Annotated in this window: 16 protein-coding genes; 12 read left to right on the top strand and 4 right to left on the bottom strand. The window is 72.8% G+C overall.

Annotated elements, in window-relative coordinates:
- Positions 1-48: 48 nt before the first annotated feature.
- The 9 genes from atpB to G9H72_RS05760 all read left to right on the top strand — a co-directional run bounded on the left by atpB (position 49) and on the right by G9H72_RS05760 (position 7,790).
- The gene (atpB, locus tag G9H72_RS05800; RefSeq protein WP_166168768.1) at positions 49-888 is read left to right on the top strand and encodes a F0F1 ATP synthase subunit A; all 840 of its coding nucleotides are present in this window, start codon (positions 49-51) and stop codon (positions 886-888) included.
- 55 nt (positions 889-943) lie between these two features.
- On the top strand, positions 944-1,150 hold the full coding sequence (gene atpE / locus G9H72_RS05795) for an ATP synthase F0 subunit C (RefSeq protein ID WP_166168766.1): 207 nt from the start codon (positions 944-946) through the stop codon (positions 1,148-1,150).
- 37 nt (positions 1,151-1,187) lie between these two features.
- On the top strand, positions 1,188-1,781 hold the full coding sequence (locus tag G9H72_RS05790) for a F0F1 ATP synthase subunit B (RefSeq protein ID WP_166168764.1): 594 nt from the start codon (positions 1,188-1,190) through the stop codon (positions 1,779-1,781).
- A gap of 1 nt (position 1,782) precedes the next feature.
- Positions 1,783-2,592, top strand: coding sequence for a F0F1 ATP synthase subunit delta (locus G9H72_RS05785; protein WP_166168762.1), 810 nt, complete (start codon positions 1,783-1,785; stop codon positions 2,590-2,592).
- A gap of 75 nt (positions 2,593-2,667) precedes the next feature.
- A complete protein-coding gene (atpA, locus tag G9H72_RS05780) occupies positions 2,668-4,365 on the top strand; it encodes a F0F1 ATP synthase subunit alpha (RefSeq protein ID WP_166168760.1) in 1,698 nt (565 codons plus the stop codon).
- A 4-nt stretch (positions 4,366-4,369) separates the two neighbouring features.
- Positions 4,370-5,272, top strand: a complete 903-nt coding sequence (locus G9H72_RS05775; protein WP_166168758.1) for a F0F1 ATP synthase subunit gamma — start codon at positions 4,370-4,372, stop codon at positions 5,270-5,272.
- Between the two features lie 29 nt (positions 5,273-5,301).
- Entirely contained in the window at positions 5,302-6,753 is a 1,452-nt protein-coding gene (atpD, locus tag G9H72_RS05770) for a F0F1 ATP synthase subunit beta (protein WP_166168755.1), read from the top strand.
- A 177-nt stretch (positions 6,754-6,930) separates the two neighbouring features.
- Entirely contained in the window at positions 6,931-7,302 is a 372-nt protein-coding gene (locus G9H72_RS05765; protein WP_166168752.1) for a F0F1 ATP synthase subunit epsilon, read from the top strand.
- Between the two features lie 47 nt (positions 7,303-7,349).
- The gene (locus tag G9H72_RS05760; protein WP_166168750.1) at positions 7,350-7,790 is read left to right on the top strand and encodes a DUF2550 domain-containing protein; all 441 of its coding nucleotides are present in this window, start codon (positions 7,350-7,352) and stop codon (positions 7,788-7,790) included.
- 428 nt (positions 7,791-8,218) lie between these two features.
- Here the strand turns inward: G9H72_RS05760 and G9H72_RS05755 are convergent, their stop codons facing one another.
- Positions 8,219-8,809, bottom strand: coding sequence for a cob(I)yrinic acid a,c-diamide adenosyltransferase (locus tag G9H72_RS05755; protein WP_166168747.1), 591 nt, complete (start codon positions 8,807-8,809; stop codon positions 8,219-8,221).
- Between the two features lie 24 nt (positions 8,810-8,833).
- Between G9H72_RS05755 and murA the strand changes: the two genes are divergently transcribed.
- On the top strand, positions 8,834-10,135 hold the full coding sequence (gene murA / locus G9H72_RS05750) for a UDP-N-acetylglucosamine 1-carboxyvinyltransferase (protein WP_331272017.1): 1,302 nt from the start codon (positions 8,834-8,836) through the stop codon (positions 10,133-10,135).
- Between the two features lie 18 nt (positions 10,136-10,153).
- Here murA and G9H72_RS05745 read toward each other — a convergent pair whose 3' ends face one another.
- Entirely contained in the window at positions 10,154-10,483 is a 330-nt protein-coding gene (locus G9H72_RS05745; protein ID WP_231126444.1) for a hypothetical protein, read from the bottom strand.
- A gap of 175 nt (positions 10,484-10,658) precedes the next feature.
- On the opposite strand from G9H72_RS05745, the gene G9H72_RS05740 reads away from it, so the two are divergent.
- On the top strand, positions 10,659-10,967 hold the full coding sequence (locus G9H72_RS05740; RefSeq protein WP_166168741.1) for an STAS domain-containing protein: 309 nt from the start codon (positions 10,659-10,661) through the stop codon (positions 10,965-10,967).
- Positions 10,968-11,068: 101 nt separating this feature from the next.
- Positions 11,069-12,955 (top strand): Na+/H+ antiporter, encoded by a 1,887-nt coding sequence (locus tag G9H72_RS05735; RefSeq protein ID WP_166168738.1) that lies wholly within the window; start codon positions 11,069-11,071, stop codon positions 12,953-12,955.
- 14 nt (positions 12,956-12,969) lie between these two features.
- On the opposite strand, the gene nucS is transcribed toward G9H72_RS05735, so the two are convergent.
- Together nucS and G9H72_RS05725 are read right to left on the bottom strand one after the other, a co-directional pair.
- Complete coding sequence (gene nucS / locus G9H72_RS05730) at positions 12,970-13,644, bottom strand: endonuclease NucS (protein ID WP_166168735.1); 675 nt, start codon at positions 13,642-13,644, stop codon at positions 12,970-12,972.
- Positions 13,645-13,755: 111 nt separating this feature from the next.
- Positions 13,756-14,124: an STAS domain-containing protein gene (locus G9H72_RS05725; protein ID WP_166168732.1), complete on the bottom strand. Its 369-nt coding sequence runs from the start codon at positions 14,122-14,124 to the stop codon at positions 13,756-13,758.
- Between the last annotated feature and the right edge of the window lie 217 nt (positions 14,125-14,341).

Below are 14,341 nucleotides of genomic sequence, written 5' to 3'. Positions count from 1 at the left end.
ACCGCTCGAACCACGACCGCTCGAACCACGACCGCGAAAGGACCGCCGATGAGCCTCCTCGCCATGGCCCTCGGGCAGTCGGCCGGGAGCAACCCGTCGTCCGTGCCGCTCGCGGCGTCGTCGGGGGAGGGCTTCGAGTCCCCCGGGGTCACCGACTTCTGGCAGCCGCTGATCGGTGAGGGCGCCTGGGCGATCACCCGCGCCAGCTTCCTCATGGTGCTGAGCGTCGTGCTCCTCGCCTGGGTGATGACGGCCGTGGCGCGCAAGCTGACCGTCGTGCCGGGCAAGGCCCAGTTCGCCGCGGAGGCGGGCTACAACCTCGTCCGCAACGGCCTCGGCCGCGAGGTCATCGGCAGCCCGGACTTCCTCCGGTTCCTGCCGCTGCTGGTCACGCTGTTCTTCCTCATCATCGTGAACAACGTGTTCGCGATCGTGCCGGTGATCCAGTTCCCCACCATGAGCCGCGTCGGCTTCCCCGCCGCGCTCGCGCTCGTGGTCTTCGTGGTCTTCCACTACGTGGCGATCAAGAAGAAGGGCTTCGTGCCCTACCTGAAGTCGCTGGTCCCGCCCGGCCTGCCGGGCTGGCTCGTGCCGTTCATCTTCCTGCTCGAGCTGGTGACGTACTTCTTCACCCGCCCGGTGACGCTCGCCCTCCGTCTTTTCGGCAACATGTTCGCCGGACACCTGCTCCTGCTGCTGTTCACCCTCGGCGGCGAGTACATGCTCCTGCACAGTGACGCCCCCGTCCTGCAGGTGCTGTCCGTCGGCTCCTTCGCCGGCTCGTTCGTGATGACCGCGTTCGAGCTGTTGGTCGAGGTTCTGCAGGCCTATATCTTCACCCTGCTGACGGCCCTATACATCGCCGGCAGCCTCGCCGACGAGCACTGACCCACCCCCCCGACCGCAGCGACGCAAAGCGTCCGATCGAGAGGAACCCAGGTTCATGGAAGGCAACATCGCGATCCTCGGCTACGGCCTTTCGGCCATTGGCCCGGGCATCGGCGTCGGCCTGATCTTCGCCGCCTACATCAACGGTGTCGCCCGCCAGCCCGAGGCGCGCGGCCTGCTCCAGCCGATCGCGTTCCTCGGCTTCGCGCTCGCCGAAGCGCTCGCGATCTTCGGTCTCGCGCTCGCCTTCGTCTTCCGCTGACCGACGCCCCTACTCCGCCGGACCCCGGGAGAGACAGATGTTCCTGGCGACCACGCTGCTCGCCGCCTCCGAAGAGAGCGGCGAGGACGGCGGCTTCTGGGAGGACGCCTACCCGATCATCCCGCACCCCGCGGAGCTGATCGTCGGCCTCCTCGCCTTCGCGGTCCTCTACTGGGTCGTGGCGAAGAAGGTCGTTCCCTCCTTCGAGAAGCTCTACAAGGAGCGCTCGGAGGCGATCGAAGGCGGCATCGCCAAGGCCGAGCAGGCCCAGGCCGAGGCCCAGCAGGCCCGTGCGCAGTACAGCTCCCAGCTGGCCGAGGCCCGCGGGGAGGCGGCGCGGATCCGTGCCGAGGCGCAGTCCGAGCGCAAGGCCATCGTCGAGGCCGCCCGGGCCGAGGCCGCGGAAGCGGCGGCCCGGGAGACCGAGCGAGGCCGGGCGCAGCTGGCCGCCGAGGTGGCACAGGCGCGCGGCGAGCTCTCGCGCCAGGTGGGCGAGCTCGCCGTCGAGCTGGCGAGCCGGATCGTGGGGGAGACCCTCGCCGGCTCCGACGCCGCGACGCGGACCGTCGACCGCTTCATCGCCGACCTCGAGGAGCGGGCCGAGGGCACGACCTCGCTCGGGAAGGCCTGACGTGCTGAGCACCAGCCGGGCCGCCCTCGAGCAGCTGCGCGAGCAGCTGCAGGGGCGGCTCCCCGGGGAGGACCGCGCCACGGCGTCGCGCGAGCTGCTCGCGGTCGCCGCGCTGCTCGGCCGCGAGACGGCGCTGCGCGCCACCCTGTCCGACCCGTCGGCCGACGCCGACGCAAAGGCCGGGCTGGTCGACGCGCTGCTCGGCGGCCGGCTCGGGCCGGTCGCGCTCGACACCACACGGGCTGCCGCCCGTTCCCGGTGGTCGCGCGCTGCCGACCTGCCGGACGCGCTCGAGGCGCTGGGCGCCGAGGCCGCGTTCGCCGAGGCCGAGTCGGCCGGGACCCTCGACCGGGTCGAGGAGGAGCTGTTCCGCTTCTCCCGGCTGGTCGTCGGCGAAGCCCAGCTGCGACGCACCCTGAGCGGGGGGACGCTCCCCGTCGAGGGGCGCGTCGCCCTGGTGCGCGACCTGCTCGGGTCGCGCTCCACGCCGACCACCACGGCACTGCTCGAACACGTCGTAGGCTCGTTGCGAGGGCGACGCATCGAGGAGGCGCTCGACACGCTGGTCGAGCTCGCCGCGGCGCGGCGCTCCGAGGTCGTGGCCGAGGCGACGGTCGCCGCCCCGCTCACCGCGGAGCAGGAGGCCCGCCTCACCGCTGTCCTCGCCCGCATCTACGGGCGCGCCGTGCGCCTGCAGGTGGAGGTCGACCCGTCCGTCCTGGGCGGGGTGGTCGTACGCGTCGGCGACGAGGTCGTCGACGGGACCGTCCTGCACCGGCTGGACCAGGCCCGCCGGGCGTTCACGAGGTAGGCCTCCGGGCCTGCCGGACCTGACGTAGAAGTACCGCCGACCCCTTTCGCACCGAAGAAAACGGGAGCAACACCGATGACGGAGCTGACGATCCGGCCGGAGGAGATCCGGGACGCGATCGAGCGCACCCTTTCGGCGTACGCGCCGGAGACGACGCGCGAGGAGGTCGGCACGGTCATCGAGGCCGGCGACGGCATCGCGCGCGTCGAGGGGCTGCCCTCGGTCATGGCCAACGAGCTGCTGCAGTTCGAGGACGGCACGCTCGGCCTGGCGCTGAACCTCGACGAGCGCGAGATCGGCGTCGTGGTGCTCGGCGAGTTCGCCGGCATCGAGGCCGGCCAGCCGGTCAAGCGGACGGGCGAGATCCTGTCCGTACCGGTCGGTGACGGCTTCCTCGGCCGCGTGGTGGACCCGCTCGGCAACCCGATCGACGGCCTCGGCCCGATCGAGGCCGAGGGGCGCCGCGCGCTCGAGCTGCAGGCCCCGACGGTCGTGCAGCGCAAGGAGGTCAAGGAGCCGCTGCAGACCGGCATCAAGGCCATCGACGCGATGACCGCGATCGGCCGCGGCCAGCGTCAGCTCATCATCGGCGACCGCCAGACCGGCAAGACCGCGGTGGCGATCGACGCGATCATCAACCAGGGCGAGGCCTGGCGGGCCGGTGACCAGAAGGCCCGCGTCAAGTGCATCTACGTCGCGATCGGCCAGAAGGGCTCGACGATCTCGCAGGTGCGCAGCGCCCTCGAGGCTGCCGGCGCCCTGGAGTACACCACCATCGTCGCGGCTCCCGCGTCCGACCCGGCGGGCTTCAAGTACCTGGCGCCCTACACCGGCTCGGCCATCGGCCAGCACTGGATGTACAAGGGCGACGCGTCGCTCATCGTCTTCGACGACCTGTCCAAGCAGGCCGACGCCTACCGCGCCGTGTCGCTCCTGCTGCGTCGCCCGCCGGGCCGCGAGGCCTACCCCGGCGACGTCTTCTACCTGCACTCGCGCCTTCTCGAGCGCTGCGCCAAGCTCTCCGACGAGCTCGGCGGCGGCTCGCTGACCGGTCTGCCGATCATCGAGACCAAGGGCAACGACGTCTCGGCGTTCATCCCGACCAACGTCATCTCGATCACCGACGGCCAGTGCTTCCTCGAGACCGACCTGTTCAACCAGGGCGTCCGCCCGGCGATCAACGTCGGCATCTCGGTCTCCCGCGTCGGTGGCTCCGCGCAGACCAAGGCGATGAAGAAGATCGCCGGCCGACTGCGCGTCGACCTCGCCCAGTACCGCGAGCTCGAGGCCTTCGCCGCCTTCGGCTCGGACCTGGACGCGGCCTCCAAGGCCCAGCTGGCCCGCGGCTCCCGCATGGTCGAGCTGCTCAAGCAGCCGCAGTACTCCCCGTTCTCCATGGAGCAGCAGGTCGTCTCGATCTGGGCCGGCACCACCGGCAAGCTCGACGACGTGCCGGTGGAGGACATCCGCCGCTTCGAGAGCGAGCTGCTCGAGTTCGTGGGCCGCGAGCGCAAGGAGATCTTCGACTCGCTGACGCAGACCCGTGAGCTGTCCGACGACACCGTCAACCTGCTCGAGCGGGCGGTCGGGGACTTCAAGAAGCAGTTCACGACCTCTTCGGGCGAGCAGCTGGTCAAGGACGAGCCGGTCACCCCGTTGGGCGCGGGCGACGTCTCGCGCGAGGGCGTGAAGCGCCACGTCCGCACCGAGGAGCAGGTCCGCCAGGCCTCCGGCCCGGTCGGCCGCGGCGGCTCCGAGATCACGCCGGGCTGATCGCATGCCCGCACAGGTACGCGTCCTCCGGAGGCGGATCCGCTCCGTCCAGGCGACCAAGAAGATCACCCGCGCCATGGAGCTCATCTCCGCGTCGCGGATCGTCAAGGCGCAGGCCCGCGTGAACGAGGCCCGTCCGTACGCGGACGAGCTGACCCGCGCGCTGACGGCCGCGGCGTCCAAGGCCACGGTGGACCACCCGCTGACGACCGAGCACGCCTCGGCCAAGCGGGCGATCATGATCGTGGTGACCTCGGACCGCGGGCTGGCCGGCGCGTACTCCTCGACGGCGATCCGCGAGGGCGAGGGGCTGGCCGGGCTGCTGCGCAGCGAGGGCAAGGACGTCGTCCCGTTCCTCATCGGGCGCAAGGGAGTGTCCTTCTACCGCTTCCGCAACCGCGAGATCGGTGGCGAGTGGTCCGGGTTCTCGGACAACCCGCACTACGCGAACGCCCGTGAGGTCGCGGACGCGGCGGTCGAGCGCTTCCTCGCGCCGACCGAGGAGGGCGGGGTCGACGAGGTCCACATCGTCTTCACCGAGTTCGTCAACATGGGCACGCAGCAGGCGGTCGCCCGCCGCATCCTGCCGCTGGTCGTCGAGGAGACGACCGAGGCCCCGGACCAGCCGATGCCGCTGTACGAGTTCGAGCCCTCGGCCGAGCGGGTCCTCGACGCACTGCTGCCGAAGTACGTCGTCAGCCGTGTCTTCGACGCCCTTCTGCAGTCGGCCGCCTCCGAGCACGCCGCACGCCGGCGCGCCATGAAGGCGGCGACGGACAACGCCGAGGAACTGGTCAAGGCCTACACGCGCGAGGCCAACGCCGCGCGGCAGGCGGCGATCACCCAGGAGATCAGCGAGATCGTGGGCGGCGCCAACGCGCTCGCCGACGCGACGGCCGCCAAGTAGAGCGCAGGAAGAAGAGGACGGACACCCCCATGACAGCCACCCTCGATGCGCCGACGGGCTCTGCCACCGGCGGAGCCACCGGGCGCGTCTCCCGAGTCATCGGCCCTGTCGTCGACGTGGAGTTCTCCGCCGACACGATGCCGGACATCTACAACGCGCTGCAGGTCGACGTGACCCTGGGCGAGCTGTCCAAGACGCTCACGCTCGAGGTCGCGCAGCACATCGGCGACAACCTGGTCCGCGCCATCGCCATGCAGCCGACGGACGGGCTCGTCCGCGGTGCCGCGGTGACCGACACCGGAGGCCCGATCTCGGTGCCCGTCGGCGACGTGACCAAGGGCCACGTGTTCAACGCGCTGGGCGAGCCGCTCGACGTCCCCAAGGCGTCGCTGAACGTCACCGAGCGCTGGCCGATCCACCGTCACGCGCCCGCGTTCGACCAGCTCGAGTCCAAGACCCAGATGTTCGAGACCGGCATCAAGGTCATCGACCTGCTCACCCCGTACGTCCAGGGCGGCAAGATCGGACTGTTCGGTGGTGCGGGCGTCGGCAAGACGGTGCTCATCCAGGAGATGATCTACCGCGTCGCCAACAACCACTCGGGCGTGTCGGTGTTCGCCGGCGTCGGCGAGCGCACCCGTGAGGGCAACGACCTGATCGGTGAGATGACCGAGACCGGGGTCATCAACCAGACCGCGCTCGTCTTCGGCCAGATGGACGAGCCGCCGGGCACCCGCCTCCGCGTGGCGCTGTCGGCGCTGACGATGGCGGAGTACTTCCGCGACGTGCAGGAGCAGGACGTCCTGCTCTTCATCGACAACATCTTCCGCTTCACCCAGGCGGGCTCGGAGGTGTCGACGCTGCTCGGCCGCATGCCGAGCGCGGTGGGCTACCAGCCGACGCTGGCCGACGAGATGGGCGTGCTCCAGGAGCGCATCACCTCCACGCGCGGCCACTCGATCACCTCGCTGCAGGCGATCTACGTCCCCGCCGACGACATCACCGACCCGGCGCCGCACACGACCTTCGCGCACCTCGACGCGACGACGGTGCTCTCGCGCCCGATCTCCGAGCTGGGCATCTACCCGGCCGTGGACCCGCTGGACTCCACCAGCCGGATCCTCGACCCGCGCTACGTCGGTGACGAGCACTACAACACCGCGCAGCGCGTCAAGGAGATCCTGCAGCGTTACAAGGACCTCCAGGACATCATCGCGATCCTCGGTATCGACGAGCTGTCCGAGGAGGACCGGCTGCTCGTCAACCGGGCCCGCCGGATCCAGCGCTTCCTGTCGCAGAACACCTTCGTGGCCAAGGCGTTCACCGGCCTCGAGGGCTCGTTCGTGCCCATCTCGGAGACAATCGAGGCGTTCACCCGGATCGCCGACGGCGACTTCGACGACGTGCCGGAGCAGGCGTTCTTCCTCTGCGGTGGCCTCGAGGACCTGCAGCGCAACGCCGACCAGCTGAAGAAGGCCTGACGGCCTTCGCCCACCCGGCCCCGACGCGCCGGCTCCCGGCCCGCCCTTCCCTACGGCGGGCCGGAAGCCGGCGCTCGGTGTAGTTGCGACCACTACATCAATGCCGCCTACCCTCGGCGCGCCGCATCCCGGCCCGGGTAGGCTGCGATCCACTCCGACACCGCTGAAGGAGCTGTCGTGGCCCTGTACGTCGAGCTCGTCTCGCCCGAACGATCGATCTGGTCCGGCGAGGCGTCCCGCGTCATCACCCGCACGATCGAGGGTGACATCGGCGTCCTGCCCGGCCACGCCCCGCTGCTCGCCGTGCTGTCCAACGGGCTGGTGCGCATCGTGGCCGACAACGGCCCGGAGGTACGCGCCGTCGTCCTCGGCGGCTTCCTGAGCGTCGCGGACGACCGGGTGTCGATCCTCGCCGAGTGGTCCCAGCCCGCGGACGAGGTCGACCTGGCCACGGCCCAGTCCGAGCTGCGCGACGCCGAGCAGTCCGGCGACGCGGACGCCGCGGACCGGGCGCGGGCGCTGATCGCCGCCGCCTCGGGCGCGGCCTGAGGCGCGACGACTAGGCGTTCTGGGGAAGGGCTGGAAGGACGCGGGACGTGAGCCTTCTCCTCGTACTCGACGTCCTCGGGGCCTGTCTGCTCCTCGCCGTCCTCGGCCTGGCCGCCCTGGCCGTCCGCCGCCGGGTGATCCAACGCCGCGGCGGCACGTTCGACTGCTCGCTGCGCAACCGTTCGCGCTCCGCCCCCAAGGGATGGATGCTCGGTGTCGGCCGCTACGCCACGGACACGGTGGAGTGGTACCGCGTCTTCAGCTACTCACCGCGCCCCCGCCAGGTGGTCCAGCGCCGCGACCTCGTCGTCCTGTCCCGCCGCGCACCGGACGCCGCAGAGGCGCTCGCCCTGCTGCCGGGCGCGGTCATCGTCGAGTGCAGCTCCGGGGGAGAGGTCCTCGAGCTCGGCATGAGCCCCGACGCGCTCACCGGGTTCCTCGCCTGGCTGGAGGCGGCCCCGCCCGGCCAGCACCCCGTCGTCGCCTGACCTGCGGCGCCCCGGCTCGTCCTCACGCGCGGCCACGTGCGGCGTGCCGTCGCTCCACTGCCACGATGTGGCATGGGTGCGGACCTATCGGCACGATGCCGCATTCACGCTGACGGCGGTTGAGCGCGTGCCGCGTTCACCCCGACTGAGCGCCGCAAGCACGCTGACTACGGCCGCGCGTGCCGCCTCGCGCTGGTACAGGCCGGGCCGGTGCCGCATTCACGCCGCGCGAGGGCGACGGCACACCGTGCCCGGCCTCGTGCGACGTCCCCACGGGACCGCACGAGACCAGGAGAGCGCGCCACCCCGGGCCGCCGGCGCCGACGGCGCGCCCGGCATCGTCTCCGACGCCGTGCGCGTCCTGCTGCCAAAGGGTGCGCGAGGGGGAGCCCTGCTGCACAGACTCCGCGGCGAGCGGGGCGGCGGGCTCAGCCGCCCGGCGTCCAGAGCACGTCCCCGCGCTCGAGGTTCGCGTGGCGGGCGAGGATGAACAGCAGGTCGGACAGCCGGTTGAGGTACTGCGCCACCAGGTGTGACACGCCGTCGGCCCCCGTCCCGTGGACCTCGATCGCGGCCCACGTCGAGCGCTCGGCCCGCCGGACGACGGTGCGGGCCACGTGCAGCAGGGCGGCCCCGGAGGTGCCTCCGGGAAGGACGAAGGACCGCAGCGGCGGCAGCGGCTCGTTGTAGCGGTCGCAGGCCTCCTCGAGCGCGGAGACGTACGCCGCCCGCACCCGCAGCGGCGCGGCAGGGTCACCGTCGGCCGGCTCGGGGTCCGACAGCGGGCGGCACAGGTCCGCCCCGACGTCGAACAGGTCGTTCTGCACGGCCGTCAGCAGCTCGACGACGTCAGGGGAGAGCCCGCCGAGGGCCAGCGCCACGCCGAGGGCGCTGTTCGCCTCGTCGACGTCCGCGAACGCCGTCAGCCGCGGGTCGGTCTTCGCGACCCGCGTGCCGTCGCCGAGCGCCGTCGTGCCGGTGTCGCCGGTCCGGGTGTAGATCCGCGTCAGGTGCACCACGGACGGGAGCCTACGATGCCGGGCGTGGAACGCTTCCGGGTTGAAGGCGGCGGCCGGCTGCAGGGCGAGGTCCGCGTGACCGGGGCGAAGAACAGCGTCCTCAAGCTGATGGCGGCCGCGCTGCTCGCCGAGGGCGAGTCGACGATCGTGGACGTCCCCGCGATCCTCGACACCGAGATCATGGCCGAGCTGCTGCGCCGGCTGGGCTGTGGCGTGGTGCACGAGACGGCGGCGTCGACGGTGCGGATCGACGTGCCGGACGTGCCGGGGCACGAGGCGGACTACGACCTCGTCCGTCGCATGCGTGCCTCCATCTGCGTGCTCGGGCCGCTGCTGGCCCGCTGCGGCCAGGTGAGCGTCGCGCGGCCGGGCGGTGACAACATCGGCTCCCGCCCGCTGGACATGCACATCTCCGGCCTGGAGCGGCTCGGCGCGACGGTGGAGACCGAGCACGGCTTCATCGTGGCCAAGGCGCCCCACGGGCTGACGGGCGCGCAGGTGTGGCTCGACTTCCCCAGCGTCGGCGCCACCGAGAACATCCTCATGGCCGCCGTCCTGGCCAGAGGGACGACGGTCATCGACAACGCGGCGCGCGAGCCGGAGATCGTCGACCTCTGCCTGATGCTCGAGCAGATGGGCGCGCGGATCGGCGGCGCCGGCACGTCCACGCTGGAGATCGAGGGCGTCGACCGGCTGACGCCGACCACGCACGTGAGCGTGCCGGACCGCATCGTGGCCGGGACCTGGGCGTACGCCGCGGCGATGACGCGGGGCGACGTGCTCGTGCGCAACGGCCGGGCCGAGCACCTGGAGATTGCGCTCGACAAGCTCGTCCGCTCCGGCGCGACGGTCGAGCGGGTCGCCGCCGAGGGGGGCGGCGAGGGCGGCTTCCGCGTACGCATGGAGCAGCGCCCCAAGGCCGTCGACGTGGTGACCCTGCCGTTCCCGGGGTTCGCCACCGACCTGCTGCCGATGGTGCTGGCGCTCAACAGCGTCGCCGACGGCGCGGCGATGGTGACGGAGAACGTCTTCGAGGCGCGGTTCATGTTCGTCGACGAGCTGGCCCGCCTCGGGGCCGACGTCCGCACCGACGGCCACCACTGCGTCGTACGCGGCAAGGAGCGCCTCTCCGGCGCCCCCGTGCGCGCCCACGACATCCGCGCCGGCGCCGGGCTGATCATGGCCGGGCTGGTCGCGGACGGCGTGACGACGGTCAGCGACGCGTACCACGTCGACCGCGGCTACCCCGGGTTCACCGACCAGCTGCGCTCGCTCGGCGTCGACGTCAGCCGGGAGCCCGACCCGGACGCGATGCTCGAGGGCTGAGCCGCCCGGGCCGGCGCGTCAGTTCGACAGCCCGGCCAGCACGCGGCGGGCCGTGCGCTCGTCGGTGGCGAAGACCATGAGCCGCGGCCCGTCGGTCGTCGTGGCCAGCGTCGCCCGCAGCCCGGCGTCGTCGAGCGTGCGCCGCAGCATCTCGCCCTCGACGTAGGTCTGCGGCGCCGCGACCGCGACGAGCAGGCCGTAGTCGCCCGCGGCACCGGGGCGCGCGGGGCGGGCCACGACGGACTTGCCGCGGCCGAAGGCCCAGCGCAGCAGCAGCGCGAGGATCCCGACGACGACGAACGACATCACGGGGCCGAAGAGGAACGAGTAGCTCTGCCATGCCGGCACGCCCACATTGTCGCCCCGGTAGGCCCGGAGCGCTTACCGGAACCGCGGCCGGGCGTCGCGCGACACGCCGTGAGGCGCGGTGGGACGGATGTGGGCGCACCCGGCGTACCGTCGAATGCAACCTCACGTGCCCCCGGCGCGTCTATCAGGTGTGGGAGAGCGGCGAGGAGCGAGCATGCAGATCCGGGTCTGCACCGGCAGCGAGGTCGTGCTGGCCGGCCGCCTCGACGTCTCCACCGTCGGGGACGTGCGCACCGCGCTGCACCGGGCGCTCGACGCGGGTACGGGCCAGTTCGTGGTGGACGTGACCGAGGTCGAGGTCGCGGACGCGACGGGGCTCGGCGTGCTGGTCGGTGCCCACCGCAAGGCGGAGCGGCTCGAGCGCTCGCTCGTGCTGCGCGGCGTCCCGCCCCGCCTGCAGCGGCTGCTCCGGGCCACCCGCCTGCACCGCATCCTGCGCGTGGCCGACTACGCCCTGACCTGACCCGCCGGGCACTCCCGGCGCTCCCGCCTGGGCTGCGGGACACCCCTCGGGCAGGATGCCCCCGGGCGCGGCCGGCCGGACGGCCGCGCGGGGAGGTCGGGATGGGTGCGCACAGCGACGTTCTGCTGCTGGTGGTCGGCGTGGCCGCCGCGTACGGGCTGGCGCGACGGGTGGGAGTGCTGCCCCCGCTGCTGCTGACCGTGGTCGGCGTCGTCGCGTCGTACGTCCCGGGCGTCCCGGAGTACCACCTCGAGCCCGAGGTCGTCCTCGCGCTCTTCCTGCCGCCGCTGCTCTACGCCGCGGCGATCTCCACCTCCCTGCCGGGCTTCACGCGCAACCTGCGCCCCATCGGGCTGCTCGCGGTGGGCCTCGTCGTCTTCACCACCCTGGCCGTCGGGTTCACCCTGCACTGGGTGCTCCCGGAGATCCCGCTGGCCGCGGCGCTCGCCCTGGGCGCCGTCGTCGCCCCGCCCGACGCCGTCGCCGCCACCGCTGTCGCCCGCCGGACCGGGCTGCCGCGCCGGCTGGTCAGCCTGCTCGAGGGCGAGAGCCTGGTCAACGACGCGACCGCGCTGACGATCCTCAGCGTCGCGACGGCGGCGATCGCGGACCCGGGGACGCCCGGGCCGGTCGACGTCGCGGGCGAGTTCCTCGTCGCCAGCGTCGGCGGGACAGCGGTGGGGGTCGCGGTGGCGTACGTCGTCGCCCTGGTGCGCCGGCACGTCGACGAGCCGCTCATGAGCTCCACGCTGTCGCTGCTGACGCCGTTCGCGGCGTGGGCGCTGGCCGAGGAGATCCACTCCTCCGGGGTGCTGGCCGTCGTCGTCGCCGGGCTCATCCTCGGGCACAAGTCGCCGCGCCTGCTCTCGGCGGAGGCGCGCCTGCAGCAGCGGGCGATCTGGGAGACGATCGAGTTCCTGCTCCAGGGGGTGCTGTTCGCGCTCGTCGGGCTGCAGCTGCCGCTCCTGGTCGAGGAGCTGGACGAGGACCTGCCCACGGTCCTGACCGCCACCGCCGTGGTGGTCGCGGTCGTCGTGGTCGCACGCCCGGTCTGGGTCTTCCCGGCCACCTACCTGACCCGGCTGGTCCCCCGGATACGCCACAGCGACCCGCCGCCGACGGTGAAGTTCCCGGCGGTCATCTCCTGGGCGGGGATGCGCGGGGCGGTCTCGCTCGCCGCCGCGCTGTCGCTGAGCGAGGAGACGCCGCACCGCGAGCTTCTGGTCTTCGTGACGTTCGTCGTGATCGCCGTGACCCTCATCGGGCAGGGGTCGACGCTCCCGCTGCTGATCCGCATGCTGCGCATCGAGGGGCCGGACCCGGTGCAGGACGCGCTGCAGGAGGCGTCGGTCAAGCAGGACGCCGTCCGGGCCGCCGAGGAGGCGCTGGACCGGCTCGTCGCCGAGCACCCGTTGCCGCACGGTGTGGAGGAGCGGCTGCGCCAGGGCGCCGACCACCGGGCGATGGCGGCCTGGGAGCGGCTCGGCGTCGGCGGCGGCTCGCACGCGTCGGGGGAGACGGCTGCCGAGACGCCGTCCGAGGCGTACCGCCGGGTGCGGCACGCCATGCTCGTCGCGGAGCGGGACGTGCTGGTCAAGGCCCGGGACGAGGGGCGGATCGACCACGAGGTGATGCAGGCCGTGCTGCGCGACCTCGACCTGGAGGAGACGCTGCTCAGCGGGGTGGACGAGCGCAGGGGCGGCAGCCGGCAGGAGTCCACGGTGCTGAGGAACGCCTGCGAGCACCTGGCGAGCGCGCCGGCCGACACCTCGCCGTCCACCACCCAGGGGTGCGAGGACTGCCTGCGGGAGGGGACGGCCTGGGTGCACCTGCGGCTCTGCCTCGGCTGCGGCCACGTCGGCTGCTGCGACTCCTCGCCCCGGCGGCACGCGACGCGGCACTGGCAGGCTGACGGGCACCCGGTGATCCGCTCGTTCGAGCCCGGGGAGGACTGGCGCTGGTGCTACGCCGACGAGGTGGTCAGCTGACGCGGGCCCGCGGCTCAGAACAGCCGCGAGCTCGGGTCGTCCATCCCGCGCAGCAGGTCGTAGTCGAGCACCACGCACGAGATGCCGCGGTCGGTCGCCAGCACCCGCGCCTGCGGCTTGATCTCCTGGGCGGCGAACACCCCGCGGACGGGCGCCAGCAGCGGGTCGCGGTTGAGCAGGTCGAGGTAGCGGGTCAGCTGCTCGACCCCGTCGATCTCCCCGCGGCGTTTGATCTCCACCGCGACGGTGCCGCCGTCCGCGTCGCGGCAGAGCAGGTCGACCGGGCCGATCGCCGTCGGGTACTCGCGGCGCACCAGCCGCCAGCCGTCGCCCAGCACCTCGGGGGAGTCGGCGAGCAGTTCCTGCAGGTGGGCCTCGACGCCGTCCTTGGTGAGCCCGGGGTCGATGCCGAGCTCGTGCGAGCTGTCGTGCAGCACCTCCTCGACCGTGATCACGAGGCGCTCGCCGGCCTTGTTCTCGACCGTCCAGGTGCCGGTCCCGTCGTCCCGGACCTCCTGGCGCAGGGTGCAGGGCGGGCTCATCCAGTTGAGCGGCTTGTACGCCCGGTCGTCCGCGTGCACGGACACCGAGCCGTCGGACTTGAGCAGCAGCAGGCGCGGGGCGCTGGGCAGGTGAGCGGTCAGGCGGCCGACGTAGTCGACGCTGCAGCGGGCGATGACGAGACGCACGGGGCGCCACGGTAGCCGCCCGGCTCGCGAGGAGCGGGAAGCGGCGGCCCGGGCGGCCCCGATGGCACGGCCCGCACCTCGGGCGGCCCCGCCGGCACGGGCTGCACGAGGTCAGCCGCGCCCGGGCCGGCGCGCCCCGTCTGCGGGCTCGGCCGCAGGGGCGAGCAGCAGGCCGCCGAGCCCCAGCAGGCTCAGCAGCCGGGTCACCGAGTGGCTCGCGTCGGGCAGCTCGAGGACGCCGCCGCGGCGGGTGAGGACCGCGCGGGCGTGCAGGAGCGGGGAGACGCCGGCGGCGTCGACGAAGGACACCTGCGCCGTGTCGACCACCAGCCTCTCGACCCGCGGGGCGCGCCGGTGGCGCAGCAGCCGGTCGAGGACGCCCTGCAGCAGGCCGCTGGTCGCGAGGTCGAGCTCCCCGCGCAGCCGGACGGTCACGGTGCTGCCGGCGTCCTCGATGTCGAGGCCGAGGGTGGTGGACACATGATCGAGGATGCCTTGCTCCGGGAGCAGGCTCGGGGAGACGGCACGTTCGGAGTACAGGTCGGCAGGGAGCACGGAGAGGCAGTCGCTGGGGCTTCCCATACCCGGAGCGACGCCCCGCGCCGATGATCGGTTCCCGCCGGTGGCGCGGCTCACGCCCCGGGCGGTGTCGGCCGGACGTCGCCGGCACATCGCGGGGGACATGGCCGGGGACATG

The organism is Motilibacter aurantiacus, assembly GCF_011250645.1.
Classification (GTDB): domain Bacteria; phylum Actinomycetota; class Actinomycetes; order Motilibacterales; family Motilibacteraceae; genus Motilibacter_A; species Motilibacter_A aurantiacus.
The sequence above is the reverse complement of the archived record's forward strand: the minus strand, read 5'-3'. Positions and strand labels throughout refer to the sequence as shown.

What these genes read in the sequence shown, in the direction of transcription:
- G9H72_RS05740 (WP_166168741.1), top strand. Translation starts at nt 10,659, where the DNA reads ATGCAGATCCGGGTCTGCACCGGCAGCGAGGTCGTGCTGGCCGGCCGC.
- atpB (WP_166168768.1), top strand. Translation starts at nt 49, where the DNA reads ATGAGCCTCCTCGCCATGGCCCTCGGGCAGTCGGCCGGGAGCAACCCG.
- G9H72_RS05790 (WP_166168764.1), top strand. Translation starts at nt 1,188, where the DNA reads ATGTTCCTGGCGACCACGCTGCTCGCCGCCTCCGAAGAGAGCGGCGAG.
- G9H72_RS05735 (WP_166168738.1), top strand. Translation starts at nt 11,069, where the DNA reads ATGGGTGCGCACAGCGACGTTCTGCTGCTGGTGGTCGGCGTGGCCGCC.
- atpD (WP_166168755.1), top strand. Translation starts at nt 5,302, where the DNA reads ATGACAGCCACCCTCGATGCGCCGACGGGCTCTGCCACCGGCGGAGCC.
- atpA (WP_166168760.1), top strand. Translation starts at nt 2,668, where the DNA reads ATGACGGAGCTGACGATCCGGCCGGAGGAGATCCGGGACGCGATCGAG.
- atpE (WP_166168766.1), top strand. Translation starts at nt 944, where the DNA reads ATGGAAGGCAACATCGCGATCCTCGGCTACGGCCTTTCGGCCATTGGC.
- G9H72_RS05775 (WP_166168758.1), top strand. Translation starts at nt 4,370, where the DNA reads ATGCCCGCACAGGTACGCGTCCTCCGGAGGCGGATCCGCTCCGTCCAG.